At 58.4% G+C, this 22,582-nt stretch carries 20 protein-coding genes; 13 read left to right on the top strand and 7 right to left on the bottom strand.

Going from position 1 to position 22,582, the window contains the following annotated elements:
• Positions 1–92 precede the first annotated feature (92 nt).
• On the top strand, positions 93–1,004 hold the full coding sequence (locus J7382_RS07615; protein ID WP_209068479.1) for an AEC family transporter: 912 nt from the start codon (positions 93–95) through the stop codon (positions 1,002–1,004).
• On the opposite strand, the gene J7382_RS07620 is transcribed toward J7382_RS07615, so the two are convergent.
• Positions 1,001–1,642 carry a CatB-related O-acetyltransferase gene (locus J7382_RS07620; RefSeq protein WP_209068480.1) on the bottom strand — a complete coding sequence of 214 codons (642 nt, stop codon included), beginning with the start codon at positions 1,640–1,642 and terminating at the stop codon, positions 1,001–1,003. The two genes, J7382_RS07615 and J7382_RS07620, sit on opposite strands and share 4 nt — an antisense overlap.
• 15 nt (positions 1,643–1,657) lie before the next feature.
• Entirely contained in the window at positions 1,658–2,263 is a 606-nt protein-coding gene (locus J7382_RS07625) for a flavin reductase family protein (protein WP_209068481.1), read from the bottom strand.
• A gap of 95 nt (positions 2,264–2,358) precedes the next feature.
• On the opposite strand from J7382_RS07625, the gene J7382_RS07630 reads away from it, so the two are divergent.
• The 3 genes from J7382_RS07630 (at position 2,359) to J7382_RS07640 (ending at position 5,399) form a co-directional block, all read left to right on the top strand.
• Complete coding sequence (locus J7382_RS07630; RefSeq protein WP_209068482.1) at positions 2,359–2,850, top strand: N-acetyltransferase; 492 nt, start codon at positions 2,359–2,361, stop codon at positions 2,848–2,850.
• A gap of 3 nt (positions 2,851–2,853) precedes the next feature.
• Complete coding sequence (locus J7382_RS07635) at positions 2,854–3,651, top strand: EcsC family protein (protein ID WP_247744903.1); 798 nt, start codon at positions 2,854–2,856, stop codon at positions 3,649–3,651.
• Between the two features lie 230 nt (positions 3,652–3,881).
• Positions 3,882–5,399: a hypothetical protein gene (locus J7382_RS07640; protein WP_209068483.1), complete on the top strand. Its 1,518-nt coding sequence runs from the start codon at positions 3,882–3,884 to the stop codon at positions 5,397–5,399.
• A 7-nt stretch (positions 5,400–5,406) separates the two neighbouring features.
• On the opposite strand, the gene ptsP is transcribed toward J7382_RS07640, so the two are convergent.
• From ptsP to J7382_RS07660, 4 genes are all read right to left on the bottom strand, one after another.
• Positions 5,407–7,647, bottom strand: coding sequence for a phosphoenolpyruvate--protein phosphotransferase (gene ptsP, locus J7382_RS07645; RefSeq protein ID WP_209068484.1), 2,241 nt, complete (start codon positions 7,645–7,647; stop codon positions 5,407–5,409).
• A 313-nt stretch (positions 7,648–7,960) separates the two neighbouring features.
• Entirely contained in the window at positions 7,961–9,196 is a 1,236-nt protein-coding gene (locus tag J7382_RS07650; protein ID WP_209068485.1) for an aspartate kinase, read from the bottom strand.
• A 240-nt stretch (positions 9,197–9,436) separates the two neighbouring features.
• Positions 9,437–9,925 (bottom strand): DUF1178 family protein, encoded by a 489-nt coding sequence (locus J7382_RS07655; RefSeq protein WP_209068486.1) that lies wholly within the window; start codon positions 9,923–9,925, stop codon positions 9,437–9,439.
• A gap of 122 nt (positions 9,926–10,047) precedes the next feature.
• On the bottom strand, positions 10,048–10,524 hold the full coding sequence (locus J7382_RS07660; protein WP_247744904.1) for an NUDIX hydrolase: 477 nt from the start codon (positions 10,522–10,524) through the stop codon (positions 10,048–10,050).
• 774 nt (positions 10,525–11,298) lie between these two features.
• Between J7382_RS07660 and mraZ the strand changes: the two genes are divergently transcribed.
• The 9 genes from mraZ (at position 11,299) to J7382_RS07705 (ending at position 21,149) form a co-directional block, all read left to right on the top strand.
• Positions 11,299–11,784: a division/cell wall cluster transcriptional repressor MraZ gene (mraZ, locus tag J7382_RS07665; RefSeq protein ID WP_144432582.1), complete on the top strand. Its 486-nt coding sequence runs from the start codon at positions 11,299–11,301 to the stop codon at positions 11,782–11,784.
• A 2-nt stretch (positions 11,785–11,786) separates the two neighbouring features.
• Positions 11,787–12,776: a 16S rRNA (cytosine(1402)-N(4))-methyltransferase RsmH gene (rsmH, locus tag J7382_RS07670; RefSeq protein ID WP_209068487.1), complete on the top strand. Its 990-nt coding sequence runs from the start codon at positions 11,787–11,789 to the stop codon at positions 12,774–12,776.
• Positions 12,776–13,135: a cell division protein FtsL gene (locus J7382_RS07675; RefSeq protein WP_209068488.1), complete on the top strand. Its 360-nt coding sequence runs from the start codon at positions 12,776–12,778 to the stop codon at positions 13,133–13,135. The genes rsmH and J7382_RS07675 overlap by 1 nt, the downstream gene beginning before the upstream one ends.
• Positions 13,132–14,916 (top strand): penicillin-binding protein 2, encoded by a 1,785-nt coding sequence (locus J7382_RS07680; RefSeq protein WP_209068489.1) that lies wholly within the window; start codon positions 13,132–13,134, stop codon positions 14,914–14,916. The genes J7382_RS07675 and J7382_RS07680 overlap by 4 nt, the downstream gene beginning before the upstream one ends.
• A gap of 27 nt (positions 14,917–14,943) precedes the next feature.
• Entirely contained in the window at positions 14,944–16,425 is a 1,482-nt protein-coding gene (locus J7382_RS07685; RefSeq protein WP_209068490.1) for a UDP-N-acetylmuramoyl-L-alanyl-D-glutamate--2,6-diaminopimelate ligase, read from the top strand.
• Positions 16,422–17,876, top strand: coding sequence for a UDP-N-acetylmuramoyl-tripeptide--D-alanyl-D-alanine ligase (gene murF, locus J7382_RS07690; RefSeq protein WP_209068491.1), 1,455 nt, complete (start codon positions 16,422–16,424; stop codon positions 17,874–17,876). Before J7382_RS07685 ends, murF begins: the two co-directional genes overlap by 4 nt.
• The gene (mraY, locus tag J7382_RS07695; RefSeq protein ID WP_058240083.1) at positions 17,876–18,958 is read left to right on the top strand and encodes a phospho-N-acetylmuramoyl-pentapeptide-transferase; all 1,083 of its coding nucleotides are present in this window, start codon (positions 17,876–17,878) and stop codon (positions 18,956–18,958) included. Before murF ends, mraY begins: the two co-directional genes overlap by 1 nt.
• Positions 18,959–19,261: 303 nt before the next feature.
• Positions 19,262–20,674: a UDP-N-acetylmuramoyl-L-alanine--D-glutamate ligase gene (murD, locus tag J7382_RS07700; RefSeq protein WP_209068492.1), complete on the top strand. Its 1,413-nt coding sequence runs from the start codon at positions 19,262–19,264 to the stop codon at positions 20,672–20,674.
• A 157-nt stretch (positions 20,675–20,831) separates the two neighbouring features.
• Entirely contained in the window at positions 20,832–21,149 is a 318-nt protein-coding gene (locus tag J7382_RS07705) for an HPF/RaiA family ribosome-associated protein (protein ID WP_209068493.1), read from the top strand.
• A gap of 21 nt (positions 21,150–21,170) precedes the next feature.
• Here J7382_RS07705 and J7382_RS07710 read toward each other — a convergent pair whose 3' ends face one another.
• On the bottom strand, positions 21,171–22,367 hold the full coding sequence (locus tag J7382_RS07710; RefSeq protein WP_209068494.1) for an NAD(P)/FAD-dependent oxidoreductase: 1,197 nt from the start codon (positions 22,365–22,367) through the stop codon (positions 21,171–21,173).
• Positions 22,368–22,582 lie beyond the last annotated feature (215 nt).

The following is a 22,582-nucleotide window of genomic DNA, read 5'->3' on the forward strand; positions in this document are numbered from 1 at the left end:
CATTAATGTCTTTCTTGTCGAAGTGCCAGCCCCAAAGTGGAGGGGAAGCATAAGAGGCTTTCAGGCTGCGGCCTGAAAAAGGGGGAGCCGTCATGACTTTTATTGCTATTTTGATTGGGCTTTTGCCCTCATTTTTGCTGGTGGGTCTCGGGGCAGTTTTGCGCCCAAGGCTGTCGCTGAATGCCTGGCAGGGATTGGATAAGCTCAACTTTGAGATTCTTTTTCCGGCACTTTTGTTTGTGGCGGCAAGCCAAATGCCTCTTGAGCTGAACAAAGTTGTGGCGATTGCACCGATTGTGTGGCTGCTGTTGGGTGTCGGGCTTTGCATTGGCTATCTGGCGAGGCCATTTGGGCCAGAAGCGTTCAAAGATTTTGCAGCCGGCTGGCAGACTTCGTGGCGTTTCAATACGGCGCTGGCATTTATTGCCGTTGCCACAACGGCAAAGACAGGGGCGGGTGAGATGGCGGTGGTTGTGGGCATGGGCGTGCCGATGGCCAACGCGTTTGCCGTGATCGTTTTGAGCCGTGGTGAGCGCCTTGGCCTCTTTGGGACGTTGCGCAAAGTGGCTCTGAATCCTTTCTTGCTGGCATCGTTGAGCGGCGTGGCCGTCGGTTTGTCTGGTCTGCGCATTCCGGCCCCGGTTCTGGCGCCGCTGGAGATGCTGTCGGCGGCGGCCATACCAATCGCCCTGATTTCGGTGGGCGCGACGATGAACTGGGGGGCTTTGGCGCGGCTTGATTGGTTCAGCGGGCTTATTTGTGTCACCAAGCTTGTGGTGATGCCGGCAAGTGCGGTGGCGGTGGCCCTGCTCTTGGGGCTGGAAGGCGGGATTGCGGCGGCTCTGGTGATCTGGGCCGCTTTGCCAACAGCCAGCGCAGCGCATGTTCTCGCTGCCGGATTTGGGGCAGACCGCGAACTGGCGGCGACGCTTGTGGCACAGACCACCTTGCTGGGGGCGGTGAGCCTGACCCTGTGGATAACTCTAGCTGAGGTTCTGTTTTAGGCGGGGCGCAGGGCTTGGAGCCCGTCGAGGTCGCCGGCCATGATGGCCGGAATGGCACGCTCGATGCGGTCCTGAGGCCAGTCCCACCACGCCAGCGAAAGCAACCGGGCGATGGTGGCCTCGTCAAACCGTTTGCGTGTCAGGGTGCCAGGGTTGCCTGTGACGATGCCGTAAGGGGGCACCGTTCCGCGCACGACAGCCCCTGCGCCAATGATCGCGCCATGCCCGATCTGCGCGCCCGGCAACACCATGGCACCGTATCCAAGCCAGACATCATGACCAATCACCGTGTCCCTTTTATCTGGCTGGTAGCCTTCTGGGACGGTTTCGCCAAAGACTGGAAAGGGGTAGCAGCTGAGTCCGTCCTGAGCGTGGTTGGCCGAGGCGGTGATAAACCGCACCCCATGCGCGATTTGGCAGAACTTGCCGATCTTCAGGGTCTCTTGGCTGAAAGGAAAGAGATAGGGGGCAAGATGCTGCGCCCAGTCCTGGGGCGGGGCAAAGTCGGACGCATAGGTGTGATCGCCCACCACAAACCGCGGATGCGTCACCACTGCAGAGAGCAGCACTGTGCCATCATGGGCAGAGCCGTCTGGCAAAGTGATGGGGTGCGCGGTTTGAGGGGGCGGTAGGGGCATGATGAGGGCTCTGTGTCAATCGCCCGGGCGGGCGAGTGTGAAAGTGTTGTCCACCACGGCATAGTCTTTGTAGCCAAGGCGGCTCAGAGGGCGGAAGGTGGTGACGTCAAAAATGCCATCGACCAGACAGCTGTCGCGCATGTGGATACCGGTGACTTCGCCAATGGCCATGAAGTTGTTTTCACCCAACAGTGGCACAATCTGTGTCAGGCGGCATTCCAGAGAGGCTGGGGCAGCCACAAGGCGGGGGCAGTCGATGGTTTCACATTCTGCTGCTTCAAGGCCCGCTGCCGTGAACTCATCTTCGTCTTTACCCAACGCGCCGGAAGATACATTCATGGCGTCCCGCAGGGCTTCTTCAACGATATTGATACAGAACACGCCGGTGGCCCGGATGTTGGCGAGGCTGTCTTTGCCTTCCGCCTGATCAGGTTTTGCGCCTGTGGAGGCAAACATGACCTGCGGCGGGTTGTCCGCCAGTGCGTTGAAGAAAGAATATGGCGCCAGATTACGTTGACCTTCTGCGTCCCGTGTCGAGACCCAGGCAATCGGGCGGGGGCTTACGATGGCTTTGAAAGGGTTGTGCGGCAGGCCGTGGCCATCTTTGGGCTGATAGAACATCGATCGGACTCCATATTGGTTTGCAGGGAGTCGTAGCGCCATGTTAGGGGCGAGGGAACCGCAAAAGGCACAATGGAAATATCGGGGGCGCGCAGGTGTTTACGCTTGCTGTGGAAACAGGCGAAGACTGGTGGGAAGTTGAGGCGCTTTATGACCTGTGTTTTGCACCGGGGCGGGAAGCGCTAAGCTCCTACCGTCTGCGCGATGGGGTAGACCCCGTTGCAGAGCTCTCTCTGGTGGCGCGGGATGATGATGGCATTTTGGCGGGCGCCATTCGGTATTGGCCGGTTTTGATTGGGCCACATACCGCCTTGTTGTTGGGGCCGGTGGCGGTACACCCGACGCATCAGGGCGAAGGCCTTGGCGGGTTCTTGATTGAGGGCAGTCTGGAACGCGCGGCCCCGTTGGGATGGGCGCGTGTGATGCTTGTCGGCGATGCCCCCTATTATCAACGTTTCGGTTTTGAGAAATTAGACGGCGTGATCATGCCGCCGCCTACCAATCCGGAGCGTGTGTTGGGGCGGGCCTTGATTGAGGAGGCTTGGGCTGGGGTCTCAGGAGAGGTGGTTTCTGCGCGCAAGAGTTGAACGTTGCAGCTGAGACCCTACCTCTTACCCATGAAACCCATCGAGATTTTACCGGAACACCCGGCGCGCGATATTGATCTGAACACGGAACTTGATGCTCTGGCGCTGCGGTATCGCAACGCAAGCGGATTGGGCATGAAGGTGCTTGGCATTTTGGGCATGCCTGTCGGCGGCTTGTTGAAAACCCTGCCAGACGATGTGCAGAACGGTTTGGGCAGTGCCACGGAACTGGCGCTGACGCAGGCGGTGAAATGGGCCGATGGCAGCCGCGCTGTTGTGAAAGACCAGCCAGATTGGATCAATGCCTCCATCACCGCAGCGCTGGGCGCAGCAGGCGGGGCTGGCGGCGTGACCTCATCCCTCGCGGAACTGCCGATCACCGTCACAGTGCTCTTGCGTGCTATTCAAGGTGTGGCTGTGCAATATGGATTTGATCCAAGCCATGACAGCGTGCGCTTTGACTGCGTTCAGGTACTGGCGGCCAATGGGCCTTTTGAAGAGGATCGCGGTGCGGATTTGGCCATGTTGGAGCAGCGGGCCGGGCTGGCGGTGGGCGGTGCCAAGTGGATTTCGGCAGTGATTGTGCCGCGTTTGGCCCCGGTTCTGGGGCAAAAACTGGCCGCGCAAATGGTTCCCGTGATCGGCGCCGCAGCAGGAGCGGCCACCAATTTTGCCTATACGAGCTATTATCAAGACATCGCCCATGTCCATTTTGGATTGCGCAAACTGGCGGTGGAGGCGGATGTGGATCATGCCACGCTTGCCGCCGATTTGGTGGCGCGCTTGGGCAAGAAGTCTTAAAAACTCCTAAAATTTGAATTGCATTTATGCAAACCCGTCTTTGCGTCACTGCTGCTCTGCAGCCCGCAAAAGTAGAGGTTGCCTCACTTAAGCGGAGAAAGCTGCGGATGATATTCTGCTGAAGTAAGGTTAATCGGTTCCGCAGTTTCCGCCATCGCAAGTGCCCGCTTTGGTTGCGGGTGTCCTATTGCCTTGTTCAATCAGGGAGCTGCGCGATGGGACTTGGGTTGATGCTATTTCTGCCAATGGTCGTGCTCATGGGCATCAGCATCGCACAGGAGGACGACGAGGAGGACACGCCCGCAGAAAACCCGGATGTTCGGGATGATCCCCCCGAAGAAGAGGAGGTCGGGCGCACAGGGCTCTTTGTGTCCGAAGACATGTTTGGCACCAATGCGCCCTATACGGTGGCCACGGACCATGGCGCGCCTACGCCAACATTTGAGAGCGCTGTCGACGCGTTTGGGCTGGAAGAGTTTCGCTTTCCGTCCGGGCGAGCAGAAGACTCTGGTGTTGAGGGGGAAGATTGGCTGGATGTCACGGCATTGACCGAAGATGGTGCATTGCGCCCGGAGCTGACGGATTTTCTGGAGGGTGTGGAAGGTGAGGTCACTTTGGTGATTTCCACCACGAACGCGGCGCTTGAGGACTATGGGGAAGGCTTGTCGCAATGGGCAGAGAGGGTTCTCAACGAATATGGGGCAAAGATCGCAGCTTTTGAGGTCGGTAATGAATATTGGGCGCGCATGGGGGAAACTGAATATGGGCAGCGTGCCAATATTGCCGTGGAAGAACTTGCCGAAGGGATCGCTGCGGCGCAGGCAGGATCGCCAGAAATTCTCGTGCAAATGGGATCGGTCTATGGGGTGTCCGAGTTTGGCTCAGATGTGGATGCGCGCGGTTTTGTGGATCGTGTGAATGCGGCAAACCACACCATCATTGACCAACTCAGCCCAGAGGCGATGGCGCATATTGATGGGGTGGTGGAGCATTACTATTGGGTGCGTGGCGCCACCTCATTTGATGATACGTCACGGGAATATCGCTATATCAATATTGATCTCGCCGTATGGGAGGATCGGTTTGACCATGGTTTGAGTTTTCATGTGACCGAATGGAACCTCAGAGCCAGCAATACGGCCTGCAACGGCTTGATGGGCATGTCTGTCTTGGTGGAGATGGTGGAAAACATGGTTGAGCTTGGCGTGGATGCAGCGCATGTCTGGCCGATTGTTCACAACACTACAAATGACCTCGGTGGGCCGGCGGATGACGGCCATGTGGACAGGGACGCACAGGGGCGGGTGACTGAGACGCTGCGCGGGGCGGTGTTTGACCTGATGTCAGATGTCCTGCCCGGAATGGAATTGATTGAAGTCGATATCCCCGGAGCACCGGATGGATTTCAAGTGGCGGCGTTTGAGCGCAATGGGGAGTTTGTGTTTTTTCTGACCAACGCGTCATTAGAGCAGGTTGACCTTGATCTGGACCTTTCTGCCGTCATTCCAGAGATTGAGGTGGCCACTGGGGTTCAGATCGGAATGGACGCGCGCAGTTCTGACGGTACGCATTGGACGCCACGCCATGGGCGCATTGAGGCGGACTATGTCGAAATCAATGGCGCGCGGCATCACTATAACGAACATGATGTACAGGCCCTGTACACAGATCATGTGTTTGCCGAGGGCCGTGCGCAGGCGTCTCTTTTGCCGTTTGAGCTATTGATGATACAGGCCACAGCGGCCTAGAGGGCCATCAGCTGTTGCGCAGATACTCCATCACCGCCGGCCTTACAGATTGATCCCCACGTTCGCGCGCCGCATGTATCACATCGCGCAGTTCTGAGAGGTTGACCCGCCGGATCAGGCTTTTGACCGGGCCAATGGAGGCGGGGCGCATGGAAAGGCTGCGCAGCCCCATAGCTGCGAGACAGACCGCCTCAATGGGACGCCCTGCGTCTTCTCCGCAGAAGCTCAGGGGGGTGCCCGTGTCGACACAGCGGTTCACAATGCCTTCCAGGAAGGTGAGGAAGCTGACGTTGAGCGTGTCATAGCGACGGCGCACCCGCTCATTTTCGCGATCCGCGGCGAAGAAGAATTGTTTCAGATCGTTGCCGCCGATGGAGAGGAAATCCACCTCTTCATAAAACTTCTTGGGCGCAAAGCCCAAAGACGGGGTTTCCAGCATCGCCCCAACTTCGATTTCTGAGGGCAGTGGATGCCCGAGAATTTTTTCGCGCTCAATGGCCTTGTCCACTTCGGCCCGGGCGGCTGTGTATTCTTCATACTGTGCGATGAAGGGGAACATGATGGTGAGTGCGCGCCCATTGGCCGCGCGCAGAAGCGCCTGCAACTGCATGCGCATCACGCCGGGTTTGTCCAAGGCCACGCGGACCGCGCGCCAGCCAAGCGCCGGATTGGGTTCATCCTGAGGCGCCATGTAGGGCAGCACTTTGTCAGAGCCGATGTCCAGCGTGCGAAATACCACGCGTTTGTCCTCTGCGGCATCCATCACCCGGGCATATAGCTGTGCCAGTTCAGTCCGTTTTGGCATCTGGTTGCGGATCAGAAATTGCAGTTCTGTGCGAAACAGACCAACGCCTTCTGCACCAGAGGTGGACAGAGAGGGCAAATCCGCCATCAATCCGGCATTCATGTGCAGGTGGATGACTGTACCATCCAAGCTTTCAGCCGCTTTGTCGCGGATAGAGGCGTAGCGTTCCTGTGCCTGTGCCGCCATGGCGATCTTATCCCTGAAGGCCGTGACCACGGTATCGTCCGGGCGCAGGTGCACGATGCCCTGATCCCCGTCGACCATGATGTGATCCCCGTTTAGAGCCTCGGTTGTGACTTTATCTGCGTGTATGACCAAAGGGATCGCAAGCGCGCGGGCCACGATGGCGGCGTGGCTGCCAACAGAGCCCTCTTCCAACACAATGCCCTTGAGTTTACGGCCATATTCCAGCAATTCGCCGGGGCCGATGTTACGCGCGATCAGAATAGGATCTGTGGGCATTTCCGCACCGGTCTCGGCCCCTTGTCCGGTCAGGATGCGCAAGAGGCGATTTGACAGGTCATCAAGGTCATGCAGGCGTTCGCGCAGGTAGGAATCAGTCACCTGTTCCATACGAGCCCGCGCCGCAGACTGTTCCATTTCCACTGCAGCTTCCGCAGACAGGCCACGTGCGATGTCCTGTTCCATCCGGCGCATCCAGCCTTTGGAATTGGCAAACATCCGGTAGGCTTCGAGCACGTCAAGCTGTTCTTTGTCACCCCGTTTGGCTCCGTCGAGCATTTTGTCGACGCCCACACGCAGCTCTTCTACCGCTTCGGTCAGGCGGGCCAGTTCCACATCCGGATCGTCTGCCACCGGATTGGTCACGACAACCCGAGGTTCATGCAGCCAAACGTGACCTTCCGAGGCACCTTCCTGCCCTGATGTGCCCCGAAACATTTCAGATTGCTGATGCAGCGCGCTCATCGCGGCACCTTCGCCGACAAACGCGCCCAGTTCAGTCATTTCGGCCAGCACCATGGCGACCACTTCCAGCGCGTAGATCTCATCCTGAGAGAAGATCCGTTTGTCTTTGGATTGGACCACAAGCACGCCAAGATTGTCCCCCAGCCGCTGGACCGGCACGCCGCAGAAGCTGGAGTAGATTTCCTCGCCCGTTTCCGGCATGTAGCGGAACCCTTTGGCTGAGGGGGCGTCATCCGTGTTGACGACTTTGGAGTTGCGCGCCACACGCCCCACAAGACCTTCGCCAACGCGCAGACGGGTCTGGTGAACCGCAGCTGCGTTCAGACCTTCGGTTGCGCAAAGCTCTAGGGTTTCATCGTCACGAAACAGGTAAATCGAACAGACTTCCGTGCCCATTGAGGTCGCAATAAGATGGGTGATTTTATCGAGCCGTTCCTGACCTGCGCTGTCTTCGGCCAAAGCGTCTCTGAGCCGCCCGAGCAATTTGCGGCTTTCGGTCTGGGTGTCTTGCGCCATAAAAGCTGCGGTCCTCGATTGTCTCTCCCTGCAGCGAATAGATCACACCCTGTGTAAAAGCAAAACGGTTTATGCGCGCTCACTTGGCGTTAATTTGCTGTACACGCGGAAATTTGCGTGTCTTTTGATCAATTTGGCAACCATGGGGTCCGGAAGACCTGACCCAATTTGCAGCCAGATGTGCGGTGACTGCTCAAGGTTGTTTTTCGCGCTATCGGCTCGCGTAAGTTCTTATGGTGCTGTGCGGGCGCAAGACGATGCCTGTAAAAAAGCCCGCCAGAGGCGGGCTGATCTGTCGTAATCTGGGATGTGATTACGCTTTTTCGAGTTCAAACGCATCGTGGAGGGCTTGCACCGCCAGCTCCAGATATTTGCGATCGACCAATACAGAGATTTTGATCTCCGAGGTGGTGATAACCTTGATGTTGATGCCTTCATCTGACAGCACTTTGAACATCTTGGCGGCAACGCCCGATTGGCTGCGCATTCCGATGCCCACAACGGAGACTTTGGCCACGTCTTCGTCGATCACCAGTTCTGCAAAGTTCAAGCCGCCGGAAGATTTCAGCTCTGCCAGCGCCTGATCTGCGCGCTTCACCTGATCGGTCGGCAGGGAGTAGGTCATGTCGGTGCGGCCATCTTCGGAGATATTCTGCACGATCATGTCCACATTGACGCCCGCGTCGGACAGGCAGCCAAAAATAATGGAGGCGATGCCGGGGCGGTCTGCCACGGACAGCAGGGTCATTTTGGCTTCGTCGCGGGAAAAGGCGACGCCGGAGACGACGTTGGATTCCATGATTTCTTCCTCATCGCAGACCAGAGTGCCTGCCTCGTCAGATTGTTCTTCAAAAGAGCTCAGTACGCGCAGTTTAACCTTGTAGCGCATCGCCAGTTCAACGGAGCGGGTCTGCAGGACTTTGGCGCCAAGACTGGCCAGTTCCAGCATCTCTTCAAAAGCGATTTTGTCGAGCTTGCGGGCTTTTTGGCAGACGCGGGGGTCGGTTGTGTAGACCCCGTCAACATCGGTGTAGATGTCGCAACGTTCCGCATCAAAGGCGGCAGCAAAAGCAACAGCTGTGGTATCGGAGCCACCGCGCCCCAGTGTGGTGATGCGGCCTTCTTCAGAAATGCCTTGAAATCCTGCTACAACGGCGACACGCATGCCTTCACCAAATTTGGCGTTGATGTTGTCGGTCGGAATCTCTTCAATACGCGCCTGGCTGTGGGCAGATGTGGTTTTGAGTGGCACCTGCCACCCCTGCCAGCTGCGTGCGGGCACGTCCATTTCCTGCAGTGTAAGCGCCATCAGCCCTGCGGTGACGTTTTCCCCGGAGCTGACAACAGCATCATATTCGCGCGCGTCATAGAGGGGCGAGGTCTCATCGACATAGCCCACAAGCTTGTTTGTCTCGCCAGACATGGCGGACACGATGACAATCACATCGTAGCCTTTGGCCACCTCAACGCCAACACGTTTGGCGGCGCGGCGTATGCGGTCGAGGTTGGCCACAGAGGTGCCGCCGAATTTCATCACAAGTACGGGCATGGCGCGTCCTTTGGTCGTAAGTCGCAGGCGGGTTTACGCGTTTGCCATGCATTAAGCAAGGCGGATTGCAATGGTCGTCATCGGAAGGTGAGGGGCCAGCCCCTCCGGTCCACATATGTGGACCTCCTCCCCGGGATATTTGGGGTCAAATGAAGTTTTGTCTGGGTGGCCTGGCGCGAGCCGCAGGGGTGGCAATGGACGTGCCAGGTGCGGCGCGAGCTGCGTCTTGGACGCATGGGATCAGTTGGTTTTGCGCCCAATATTGAAAGGCAGGGGGGCGACAGGTACGCCTTCGTCCAGGAGGGCTTTGGCGTCTTCCAGTTTTGCCTCACCATAGATGGCGCGCTCTGGTGCGGTGCCTTCATGCATGGCGCGGGCCTCGCTGGCAAAATCTTTGCCGACATAGTCTGAGTTGGCCTCAACATGGGCGCGCAGATCTTTCAGGGCCTGTTCTTGGGGCGAGGTGGCTGTGGACAGCGGCCCGCCAGATTCTGCGGCGGTGGTGTCTTCCTTCGCGGCGCTGACATCCTGAGGCGGGGTGGATGGCTTGACTGCGGCGGACCTTGCTGGTCGCACGCGTGGTGCCATCATGGCCTTTTGCACATCAGTGTCGCCACAAATTGCGCAGGCCACCATGCCGGCGGCTTTGAGCTTGTCAAATGCGGCAGCGGATTGAAACCAGCTGTCAAAGCGGTGGTCGTTTGAGCATTTCAGAGTGTAGTTGATCATCCGCTTGCGTCTGTGAGCCGTGATAAGAAAAAGGATGTCCCGGAGACCGTGGAAACATATGTCCGTCGCGAGGTGGGATCAAGCAATCTCGGTGGCGTCTCGTAAAGCTGAGGTGTCTTGGCTTAGTGCAGAAGCTTCTTGTGATCAAAATTGCGCACCAACTCGGCCAATTCTGGGTTTCGGATCCGTTTGGCGGCTTTCTTGGGGGAGAGCCAGATCCGGTCGCGTTGTCCGGCTTCGGGGAAGTGAGTTGCGAGTTTGCGCACCTCAAGTGGGAAGACCATCACGCGGATCTTCAGGCCAGTGCGGGGGCCACGCTCCTTGCGGTAGCGATATTTGCCCAGCCCGTGTTTATGTGCGTGGCCAATCACGCCTGCTTCTTCCCAAGCTTCCTGCGCCGCGGCCTTGTGGGGTTTGATGCCTGTCATGGGCCAGCCCTTGGGGAGGAGCCACTGCCGTGTGCCGCGTGACGTGATCAGGAGGACCTGAACTTTGTTTTTCTTGATGCGATAGGGCAGGGCCGCAAACTGCATGTCCTTGCCCGCTTTTTCAGCTTTGCGGATCATGGCCGTTGTGGCGGATGGGGCAAGCAAGCCCATGGAAATTCTCCAGTGTCGTATCAAAGACAGTTTCACCCTAGCCATCGTTGCAAAGCAGGCCAAGGCTTCTCTCACCTTAGCGGGTATTTCTTAACTTCGCGTTAGCCATGATTGCGTCGCGATCATGGTGTGGCGGTTGGCTGTGGCGTTGGGCTGTCCTGAGGGGGGTGGGAAAGTTTGGGAACTTTTGCCTGTTGGTGGGCGCCTCGCTGCGAATCGGGTGGGTATACGTGGGAAATCTACTGATTTAGAGGTGTTCGGAGCTGCGTTTTGCAGCGGTCGTGGGTCTTCATGGGGAAAAGTTTGGGATTTTTTGGGATTTGCTTATTTTTCAAAGTGTGACGTTTATTTTGTATTGCTTGTGCAATTTTGATCAACATATTGTGCTTTTGGGTTGAAATATTTTGTCCACATCTTGTTTTGAGGGGCTGTGGAAAACTAGATCTGGACTCTATATGGAAATTTGCCGCTTGATTTCCATAAATTCCCATGGCATCCCTAGTTCCACGATGAGGACGGGAACAAACGAGGCGCTAAGACCTCAAATTCCAAGTCAGGTTTCATACAGGCGCCCGCTTTCATCGAAAAAAAGAGATCCGGTGCGTGGGCGAGCAGAACATCCCCCCAGGTGGCACGCGCAACTGGACTACCCGCAAAAAGCGGGACGAGGGCGGCGGATTGATCAGTGGCAGCAGATCAATCCGCCGTTTCGCTTCCAGCCTCTCAAAAGGGGTTTGGACAACAGTGTTGAAAGGGCCATAGGCAGTGGCGCTCATGTTTCGCGGCGAGAGCCGTAACAAGGTGGATACGAAGGGACGGATGTCGATTCCGGCCAAGTTTCGCCGTGTGCTTGAAGCAGGAGACCCCGAGTGGAAGAGCGGTGCAAACCCGAACCTCGTGATTGTTTATGGCGGTAAGACCCGCGACTATCTGGAATGTTTCACGGTTGAGGCGATGAATGATGTGGTTGGCCGCATCATGAAAATGCCCCGGGGCAGCAAAAAAAGGCAGGCGCTTTCCAACCTTTATCTCACGCAGTCGATTGATGCGGCGGTGGATGAAACCGGACGTGTGGTGCTGCCCAAAGAGCAGCGTGACAAGATTGGCCTGACGGATATGGCGGTTTTCGCCGGTAAGGGTGACACCTTTGAGATCTGGACCCCGGATGCCTATGACGCGATCAATGCGCTTGAGGCAGATGAGGATTTTGATCCGGATGTCGATCCGTCGATTTATCTGGATGGAGACGAGGGGTTCTGATTATGGCGACTTCTGACGACACCGCCAAACGCCCTCACATTCCGGTTTTGCTTGCGCCTTTGCTGCGCGAAGTTGCGCCGGTGGCGGGGCGCTGGCTCGATGGCACCTTTGGGGCGGGGGGGTATACCCGTGGCCTGATTGAGGCGGGTGCCAGCAAAGTCTACGGCGTTGATCGAGATCCCCTGGCTTTTGAGATGGCCGCCCCATGGGTGGGAGGCTATGGCGAGCAGATCGAACTGGTGGCCGGTGTTTTCTCCAAAATGGATGACTATGCGCAGGATCTGGACGGTGTGGTTCTGGATCTTGGCGTCAGCTCCATGCAGCTTGATCTGGCGGAGCGTGGCTTTTCTTTCATGAAAGATGGGCCGCTCGACATGCGGATGAGCCAAGATGGGCCGTCCGCAGCCGATCTTGTGAATGAGGCCGCCGAAGCGGATCTGGCGGATATCATCTACCAATATGGTGAGGAGCGTGCCAGCCGGCGGATTGCCAAGGCGATTGTACGCGAGCGTACTGCGGCGCCGATCACCACAACCCTGCGTCTGGCGGAGATCGTCGAGGGGTGTCTGCCGCGACCAAAACCGGGGCAAAGCCATCCCGCGACACGCAGCTTCCAAGCGCTGCGTATTGCGGTGAACGACGAATACGGCGAGTTGTTTCGCGGCTTGATGGCGGCGGAGCGCGCCTTGAAGCCTGGTGGGCTTTTGGCTGTTGTGACCTTTCATTCGGTCGAAGATCGCATGGTGAAACGCTTCTTGCAGAGCCGTGCTGGCAAGGCAGGCAATGTGAACCGCTATGCACCTGAGACGGAACAGGAAAAACCTGCTTTTGAACTGATCACGCGCAAGGCTGTTGGTCCGGATCCTGAGGAGCTGGAGGACAACCCGCGTGCTCGCTCAGCTAAGCTGCGGGTGGCACGGCGCACGGATGCCCCTGCCGGTGACATTGCCGGGAAGGCGATTGGGATGCCCATGCTGAAAGGACATAAGTGATGCGAGGCGTGTTGTTTGTGTTGGCCGCGGGTATGGTGATTGCCTTGTCAGTCTGGGCCTATCAGGAAAATTATCGCACGCAGGCAATGATCGGGGAAACCGAACGCCTGCAGCGTGAAATTGGCGATGCGCGGGCGCGTCTGGCGGTGTTGCGGGCAGAATGGGCTTATCTCAACCGCCCGGATCGCCTGCGGGATTTGGCGGAAATCAACTATAATGATCTGCAGCTTCTGCCGCTGCGCCCTGATCAGTTTGGGCGCGTTGAGCAGGTCGCTTACCCGGCGGCCGATCCTGTCTTTGATGGGCCGATTACCTTTGAGAATGCAGTTGAGGTCTCAGCAGAGGAGCAACTGCCATGATCCGCAAGCCGCTGCGCCCTTTGGCTTCCATTCTGCATGCGCGCACTGCGGGCGAAAACCCAGACAGCATTGAGCGTGCCAACAAACGCGCTCGCCATGAGGACATGCGCAATAAATCGCGCGCGCGTGCCGAAGGGCGCCTCTTGATTATGGCGGTGCTCTTTACCGGGGCTTTTGTCACGGTGGGCGCGCGGATGGGCGTGGTGAGCATGTCCGAAGCGGTAGAACCGCGCACGAGCTATGCCGGTAGTCGCATTCAGGCCGAACGGGCCGATATTGTGGATCGGCATGGGCGTATTCTGGCGACGAACCTTGAAACCCATGCGCTCTACGCGCAGCCCCATCACATGATCGACAAGGAGCGCGCCGCCAAAGAACTGGCGGTGATCTTCCCGGATCTGGATGAGGAACGCCTGATTAAAGACTTCACAGGAAAGCGAAAATTCCTCTGGATCAAGAAAAAGATCAGCCCAGAGCAGCAGCAGGCGGTGCATGACATCGGTGAGCCGGGGCTGTTGTTTGGGCGTCGGGAAATGCGCCTCTATCCCAATGGGCGGTTGGCCGCACATATTCTGGGGGGCGCAAGCTTTGGCAAGGAAGATGTGCATGACGCCGAGCTGATCGGCGTGGCGGGCGTTGAGAAGTATTTCGATGAGAGTCTGCGTGATCCTGTCAATGGGGATAAGGCGTTGACGCTGTCGATTGACTTGACAGTGCAGGCCGCCGCAGAGCGCGTGCTGTTTGGCGGTATGAAGCTGATGAATGCCAAGGGTGCCAGCTCGGTGCTGATGGATGTGCACACAGGCGAGATTATTTCGATGGTCAGCCTGCCAGATTTTGACCCCAACAATCGTCCCCGCCCGCCGGTGCAGGGGCAGGCGGCAGACAGCCCGCTGTTCAACCGTGCGGTACAGGGGCTGTATGAGCTGGGCTCCACCTTCAAGATTTTCACGGCGGCGCAGTCTATGGAGCTGGGGCTGGCCAATCCGGAAACAAAAATCGACACAGCGGGACCGCTGCGGTGGGGGAAATTCCGCATTCGAGACTTCCGCAACTATGGCGCGCAGCTCACCCTGACCAAGGTGATTGTGAAATCGTCCAATATTGGCACCGCGCGTCTTGCACAGTTGATTGGCGCTGCGCGCCAACAGGAGTTCCTGCAGAGTCTCGGTTTCTTCAAGCCCACTCCGGTGGAGTTGGTTGAGGCGGGCGGGGCGCAGCCATTGTTGCCTAAGAACTGGTCTGAACTGTCCACCATGACCATTTCATACGGTCATGGCATGTCGGCAAGCCCGCTGCATCTGGCGGCAGGGTATGCGGCGATTGCAAATGGTGGCACACGGGTGACGCCCACCATCTTGAAGCAGGCGGAGGCGGTCGTGGGGCCGCGCGTGATGACGGCGGCCAGTGCGGAGGCGTCCCGGTTGATGCTGCGTAAAGTGGTGAGCGAAGGCACCGCCTCCTTTGGTGAGGTGCCGGGTTATGCGGTCGGTGGCAAAACCGGCACGGCCGATAAGCCGCTGGAAAATGGGCGTGGGTATTATGAAGACAAGGTGATCGCCACATTTGCGGCGATGTTTCCTTCCCATGCGCCAAAATATGTGCTGATCCTGTCGCTGGATGAGCCTGTGGAAACCACAGGCGATGAGCCGCGCCGCACGGCGGGTTGGACAGCCGTCCCGGTTGCCGCCGAAATGATCGCGCGCGTGGCTCCGCTCTTGGGCTTGCGTCCGGAAGTTGAACCCGCGCCATTGGCTGATATAACGCTGACATCAAACTAACCAAGCCGAATAAGGGCGGAACTCTCGATGGCAGCAGGCACAAAGAAGCTTTCAGATTTGGGCCTGACGGCCCTTGCGGGTGCTAGTCCAGATATTACGGGTCTTGCTGTAGATAGCCGCGATGTGAAGGAGGGATTCCTCTTTGCGGCCCTGCCGGGCACCCGTGTGCATGGTGGCACGTTTATTCAATTTGCTCTGCGTTTGGGCGCTGCTGCTATTCTCACCGATGCAGCAGGCGCCAAAATCGCCGAGCAGGAGCTGGCGGCCAGTGATGCTGCACTGGTGATTGCAGAAGACCCCCGTCAGGCGCTCGCCTATACCTCTGCGCTCTTCTTTGGCGCGCAACCCGGCATCATGGCAGCGGTGACTGGCACAAATGGCAAAACCTCCGTGGCAACCTTTCTGCGGATGATCTGGCAGTTGATGGGGCTGGAGGCGGTTAATCTTGGCACCACGGGGGTGGAAGGCGATTTTACCGCGCCGCTCAATCATACCACGCCAGAGCCGATCACCTTGCATCGCACATTGGCGGCGGCGGCTGAGGCGGGGATTGGTTTTGGCGCGATGGAAGCCTCGTCGCATGGATTGGCGCAATGCCGCCTTGATGGTGTTCAGCTCAAAGCCGCAGGTTTCACCAATTTCACGCAGGACCATCTGGATTACCACGCAAGCTTTGAGGACTATTTCAATGCGAAAGCGGGGCTGTTTGCACGGGTGTTGCCCGAGGAAGGCACCGCAGTGATCAATATAGATGATCCGCGCGGGCTCGATATGGCGATGATCGCGGGCGGCCGTGGGCAGGGTGTGCTGACGGTGGGCAAGGGAGAGGCTGATCTGGCGCTTATGGCGCAACGGTTTGATGCCACCGGCCAGGACATTCGCTTCAGCTTCCGTGGTAAAGCTTATCAGGCGCGTCTCAACCTGCTGGGCGGTTTTCAGGCAGAGAATGTCTTGCTTGCCGCAGGCCTTGCCATTGCCTGTGGCGCAGAGCCGGAGCGGGTGTTTGAAGTGCTGGGCGATCTCAAAGGTGTGCGCGGGCGGATGCAGCTGGCCGCGACACGCGCTAATGGTGCAGCGGTTTTTGTGGATTATGCCCATACGCCTGATGCAGTTGCCACTGCGCTGAAGGCCATGCGGCCCCATGTGATGGGCCGGTTGATTGTGATTGTGGGGGCGGGCGGCGACCGGGATGCGGTCAAACGTCCGTTGATGGGGCAGGCTGCGGCAGAAAATGCCGATGTGGTTTTTGTCACCGACGATAACCCGCGCACAGAAGATCCGGCGCTGATCCGCGCGGCGGTGATGGGCGGCGCGCCCGGCGCAACTGAGGTTGGGGATCGTGCGGAGGCCATTCTGCGCGGCGTGGATGCGCTTGGGCCGGGGGACACGCTGTTGATCGCCGGTAAAGGCCATGAAAGCGGGCAGATCATCGGCGAAGATGTGCTGCCTTTTGATGATTGTGAACAGGCCAGCGTTGCGGTCGCTGCGCTGGATGGGGGGCTGGCATGACACTTTGGACAGCAGCAGAGGCCGCGCAGGCCACGGGTGGTACCGCCACAACTGCCTGGGAATGTACGGGCATTTCCATTGACACGCGCACGCTTCAGCCCGGTGATTTGTTTGTCGCCCTTAAAGCGGCGCGGGACGGGCATGATTTTGTGGCGCAAGCTCTAGAGCAGGGCGCAGCGGCGGCGTTGGTGTCCCGTGTGCCTGCGGGCGTGGCCGGGGATGCGCCACTCTTGCTGGTTGAGGATGTGCTGCGCGGGTTGGAAGCATTGGGGCGGGCCGGTCGGGCACGCACAGAGGCCCGTGTTGTGGCCGTGACGGGATCTGTTGGCAAAACCTCCACCAAAGAAATGCTGCGCGCCATGCTTGCGGCGCAGGGCAAAACCCATGCTTCTGTGGCAAGCTACAACAATCATTGGGGGGTGCCGCTTACTTTGGCTCGGATGCCGAAAGACAGCGACTTTGCGGTCATCGAGATTGGCATGAACCACCCCGGAGAGATTTCGCCGCTTGCCCAGATGGCGCGCCCCCATGTGGCACTGGTGACCACTGTGGCGGCTGTGCATCTGGAAGCTTTTGACGATGTGTCAGGCATCGCGCGGGAAAAGGCGGCGATTTTTGACGGGCTGGAGCCTGCGGGCGTGGCCGTTGTCAATGCAGATGTGGACACCGCCGAGGTTTTGATGGCGCAGGCTCAAGCGCGGAGCAAGGACATTGAGGGGCGTATCTGCTCTTTCGGAGAGCGGTCCACTGACTGGCGTCTGGAAGAGGTCACGCTTCAGGGAAATGTCACCGTAGCGCGTGCTGTGCATGCTGATGCGCCTTTGCTGTTCAAAGTGCAAAGTGCGGGGCGTCACTTTGCCATGAACGCCCTTGGTGCGCTTGCCGCGGTTGAGGCGCTTGGCGCAGATTTGGCGCTGGCCGTCGCAGATTTGGGCCGCTGGAGCCCTTTTAAAGGGCGCGGAACGCGTGAGACTGTTGTGCTGGATCCGGTGGAGACAGAGCGCAGCCTTGAGCTGATTGACGAAGCTTACAATGCCAACCCCACCAGTATGGGAGCGGCGTTAGAGGTGCTGGCGGCGGCAGAGGTACACTACAATGTCGGGCGTATCGGACAGGGGCGGCGCATTGCCATTGTTGGCGATATGAAAGAGCTGGGCCCGCAAGAGGCGCAGATGCATGCGGATCTGGCCGCGCACCCCGCCATGGCAGATATCGACATTGTGCATTGTATTGGCCCGCTGATGCAGCATTTGCATGCGGCCCTGCCAGAGAGCAAACGTGGAGAATGGCGCGCCACAAGTGCGGAGCTAGTCCCGGAGATGCGGAGTTTGGTGGATGCTGGGGACGTGATCATGGCCAAAGGCAGCCTGTCGATGGCACTCGCCAAGGTGGTTGACGCCATCCGCAAACTGGGCCATCCCGCTCCGCAATCCAAGAATGAGGACGCGTAATGTTATTTTGGCTGACCGAGCTGTCGGACGGCGGTGATTTTTTCAACCTGTTCCGCTACATCACTTTCCGCGCTGGCGGCGCCTTCATGACGGCGCTGATCTTTGGCTTTCTGTTTGGCAAGCCCTTGATCAATGTGCTGCGTCGCAAACAGGGCAAAGGCCAACCCATTCGCGATGATGGCCCTGAAGGACATTTTGCCAAAGCGGGCACGCCCACCATGGGCGGGCTGCTGATTGTTGGCGCGCTGGTGACCTCGACATTGCTCTGGGCGCGCTGGGACAATGGCTTTGTCTGGCTCGTGCTGTTTGTGACCCTGTCTTACGGTTTGATCGGCTTTGCCGATGATTATGCGAAGGTGTCCAAACAGAACACCAAAGGCGTATCAGGCAAAATCCGGCTGTTGCTGGGCTTTCTGATTGCCGGTGTGGCCGGGCTTTGGGCCACCTATCTGCAGCCGGATGTGTTGCAGCTTCAACTGGCGGTGCCGGTCTTCAAAGAAGTGCTGATCAATCTGAGCTGGGCCTATATTCCCTTTGCCATGTTTGTGGTGGTGGGCGCGGCCAATGCTGTGAACCTCACAGATGGTCTAGATGGGCTTGCGATTATGCCGGTGATGATTGCCGCAGGCGCGCTTGGGGTGATTGCCTATGCGGTGGGGCGCGTGGATTTCACGGAATATCTGGATGTACATTATGTGCCGGGCACCGGTGAGATCCTGATTTTTGTGGCGGGTCTCATCGGCGGCGGACTTGGGTTCCTGTGGTATAATGCTCCGCCTGCTGCGGTGTTTATGGGCGACACCGGCTCGCTGGCGCTTGGCGGCGCATTGGGGGCGATTGCGGTTTCCACCAAACATGAGTTGGTTCTGGGCATCATTGGCGGGCTGTTTGTTGTGGAGGCCCTGAGTGTGATCATTCAGGTGTTTTACTTCAAACGCACCGGCAAGCGCGTCTTCCTGATGGCACCGATCCACCACCACTATGAGAAAAAAGGCTGGTCAGAGCCGCAGATCGTGATCCGCTTCTGGATCATCGCGGTGATCCTCGCAATGATTGGTCTGGCGACCCTGAAGCTACGCTAAGCCAAACCTGCGCCAAGTCTGAGGCGCGGAGTCAGGCGGCGCAGGCTCCCGCGCTTTTGAGACACAGGCAAGCCTGTGCACAAAACCTTGGGCCGGGCCCGTGCAAATGCACGGGCTCGGCCGCTTTTTGCGACTGGCGGTTGCTCGCCATACTCCCAAAGCTTTCGGACAAGTCCTTCTCTGTGCGCCACGTTTGAGGCTTGTTGCACCTCCCTCTCAGGACGATGTATTGCGGCGCGCGCCTCTTGTGTCGCCGCTATGGGAAAGGCACTGTGCGGCCAAGTTGAGTTTGGGGGACAGGGCATGATTCCGGTACAGGGTTTTGAAGGCGCGAAGGTGGCTGTTTTGGGCTTGGGCCGTTCCGGTCTTGCGACCGCGCGGGCGTTGCGGGCCGGTGGCGCGGAGGCGCTGTGTTGGGATGACAACCCCAAAGCCCGTGATGTGGCGATGGCAGACGGGTTTCACTGCACAGATCTTTCCAAACAGGGCGCCTTCGAGGATGTGGCCAGTTTGATTGTGAGCCCCGGCATTCCGCATCTTTACCCCACGCCCAACCCGGTGGTGGCCGCCGCGCTTGAAGCGGGCGTGCCTGTGGACAATGACATTGGGCTGTTCTTCCGCTCTTTTGCGAGCGGGGACTGGGCGCTGTTTGACACGCCCCCCAAGGTGGTCGCCGTGACCGGATCCAATGGGAAATCCACAACCTCTGCGCTGATCCACCATGTGTTGTCTGAGGCCGGGCGTCGCACGCAGCTGGCTGGCAATATCGGGCGCGGCGTGCTTGATCTGGATCCGGCAGAGGATGGTGATGTGATCGTGCTGGAACTGTCCAGCTATCAGACCGATCTGGCCCGCAGCCTGACGCCGGACATCGCTGTGTTCACCAACCTGAGCCCGGACCATCTCGATCGTCATGCCGGGATGGGGGGGTATTTCGCCGCCAAGCGCCGCCTGTTTGCGGAGGGTGGCCCGGATCGCGCAATCATCGGCGTGGATGAAATCGAGGGGCGTTATCTTGCGGGGCAGCTTGCGGAAGGTGCGGTGGATGATCGGGTGATGCGTATTTCCACCGAGCGTAAACTCACCGGCGCGGGCTGGAATATCTTTGCGCGCAAAGGGTTTTTGAGTGAATACCGCAAAGGACGACAGGCTGGGGCGATTGATCTGCGCGCCATTAAGGGGCTGCCGGGCGCGCATAATCATCAAAATGCCTGCGCGGCCTATGCGGTTTGTCGTGCGCTTGGCTTGGCGCCAAGGGGGATTGAGGCTGGCTTTGCCTCTTTTGGTGGCTTGCCGCACCGTAGTCAGATCATCGCGGAAGCAGATGGTGTGACCTATGTGAATGACAGCAAGGCAACCAATGTGGATGCCGCCAAAAAAGCTCTTGCGGCTTTCAAGAACATCCGTTGGATCTGTGGGGGCTTGGAGAAAGAGGGCGGGCTCACGGATTTGTTGGACAGTACAGGGCAGGTGGTGAAAGCCTATGTGATCGGGCGGGAGGCAGCCAATTTCGCCATGCAACTCAAAGGCGTTGAGGCGGAAGTCTGTACCACAATGGAGGAGGCCGTTGCGCAGGCCATGGCGCAGGCCGAGGAGGGGGATACCGTACTGCTGGCACCGGCGGCGGCCAGTTTTGACCAATATGACAGCTTTGAAAAACGCGGTGCGGATTTTGAGGCCTGCGTAAAACGTGGTCTTAAGGCGCGCGATACCTGAGCGCGTTTTGGCGCCATTTGACGCGTGTCAAAGCACAGCTGACATCTGTCTGACTATCGTTTCTCAGCAAGGGGATAGCCGCTAACTTGGAGCGCAACCTCTTGTTTGAAAGGATCTCAATCTTAGATTTGAGATGTAACGATAGAAGGATGTGACGATGCAAATTCAGGTGAATACCGACAACTTCATTCACGGCGATGCACGTGTGGTCGAAGTCGCTGAACTGGCGGTGAACGCCGATCTTGACCATCTTCGTGACCGTCTCACACGGGTGGAGGTGCATCTGAAGGATCAGAACGCGGACAAACACGGCCCTGATCACATTCGCTGTACCATGGAGGCCCGTCCGCGCGGAATGGATCCGCTCTCAGCTCATCATGATGGTGCGGATATTTCCGCGGCTTTGAAGGGCGCAGCCAAGAAATTGCGCAATCGGTTGTCCAGCGAATTTGGCAAGGCTGACAAGCACCATTGATCCCGAATTGCGAGAGGGCTGTCAGGCGCGCGATTGTGCAATCGCCTGTCCGGCAGCCCAGCCCGATGACCAGGCCCACTGGAAGTTGAACCCGCCCAGCCAGCCGGTAACATCCACCGCTTCGCCAATTGCATAGAGCCCTTTGACCGCCTTGGCTTCCATGGTCTTGGAAGAGAGCATATCTGTATCAATGCCGCCCAGCGTGACTTCGGCGGTGCGATAGCCTTCGGTGCCTGTGGGCACCATTTGCCAGTTTTGCAGCGCATCACAGAGGTGGCGCAAAGCGCTGTCTGACTGATCTGCCAGATTGCCGCTGAGATCCATCTGTTCTGCCAGATGATCCACCAGCCGCGCCGGCAGCAGGCTGGCCAGTTCGGTTGTGAGGTTGCGGCGGCCTTGGGCCTGACGTCGGGCGCGCAGGGTCTCAAAGGGATCGCTGTCGGGGAAAAGATTGATCGAGATCGGCTGGCTTTCGCGCCAGTAGGAGCTGATTTGCAGCATGACCGGACCAGAGAGGCCGCGATGGGTGAAGAGCATCGCCTCTTCAAAAGCCTTTCCATCGGCCGTGGCACGCACGGGATGCGCTACGCCGGAGATGGGTTTGAAACGCGCGTCTGAGAATGTGAAGGGCACAAGACCTGCGCGGGTGTCCGTGACGGCAAGGCCAAACTGACGGGCGATATCATAGGCAAGGCCCGTGGCACCCATCTTGGGGATGGATTTGCCCCCGGTGGCCAGCACCAGATTGCGGGTTGTGAGCCTGTGTTGGCGACCTTGGCGTGTGAGTGTGACGCTGAAATCTGTGCCGTCATGGTCAACAGAATCTATGGTGGTTTCCAGCCAGAGCGTTGCGCCCGCTTGTGCCATTTCGGACTGCAACATGGCGATGATGTCTTTGGCGCTGTTGTCGCAGAAGAGCTGACCGAGGGTTTTCTCATGGTAGGCAATGCCGTGACGCGCCACCAGATCGATGAAATCCCACTGGGTGTAGCGGCTCAGGGCAGATTTGCAGAAATGCGGATTGGCCGAGAGAAAATTCTCAGGGCTGGCATAGAGATTGGTGAAGTTGCAGCGCCCACCGCCGGAAATGCGGATCTTCTCGCCCGGTGCCTTGGCGTGATCCAAAAGCAGCGTGCTGCCGCCGCTTTGCGTTGCGCACATCATGCCTGCGGCCCCGGCGCCGAGGATGACGGTGTCCCATGTGGTGTGTTCTGCCATGGGCGCGGGGTGCCTGACCGCGCGGCTCAGGTCAAGAGGGAAGCGTGTCTGCGGTACCTGCCTGAAGTAAAAGGGGCTTTGCCCCGTCACAGCAGGCTGTGCCTCCCCAGGATATTTGGGTCAAGAGGAAGCGGGCGTGTTTTTGCTGATATGCGGGCGGGGGCAGGATCTCCGTGCTTTCCATAAGGACACATGGGTGTTACTCTCTGAGATAG

It is taken from the genome of Shimia sp. R11_0, assembly GCF_017744035.1.
GTDB classification, from domain to species: Bacteria; Pseudomonadota; Alphaproteobacteria; order Rhodobacterales; family Rhodobacteraceae; genus Shimia; species Shimia marina.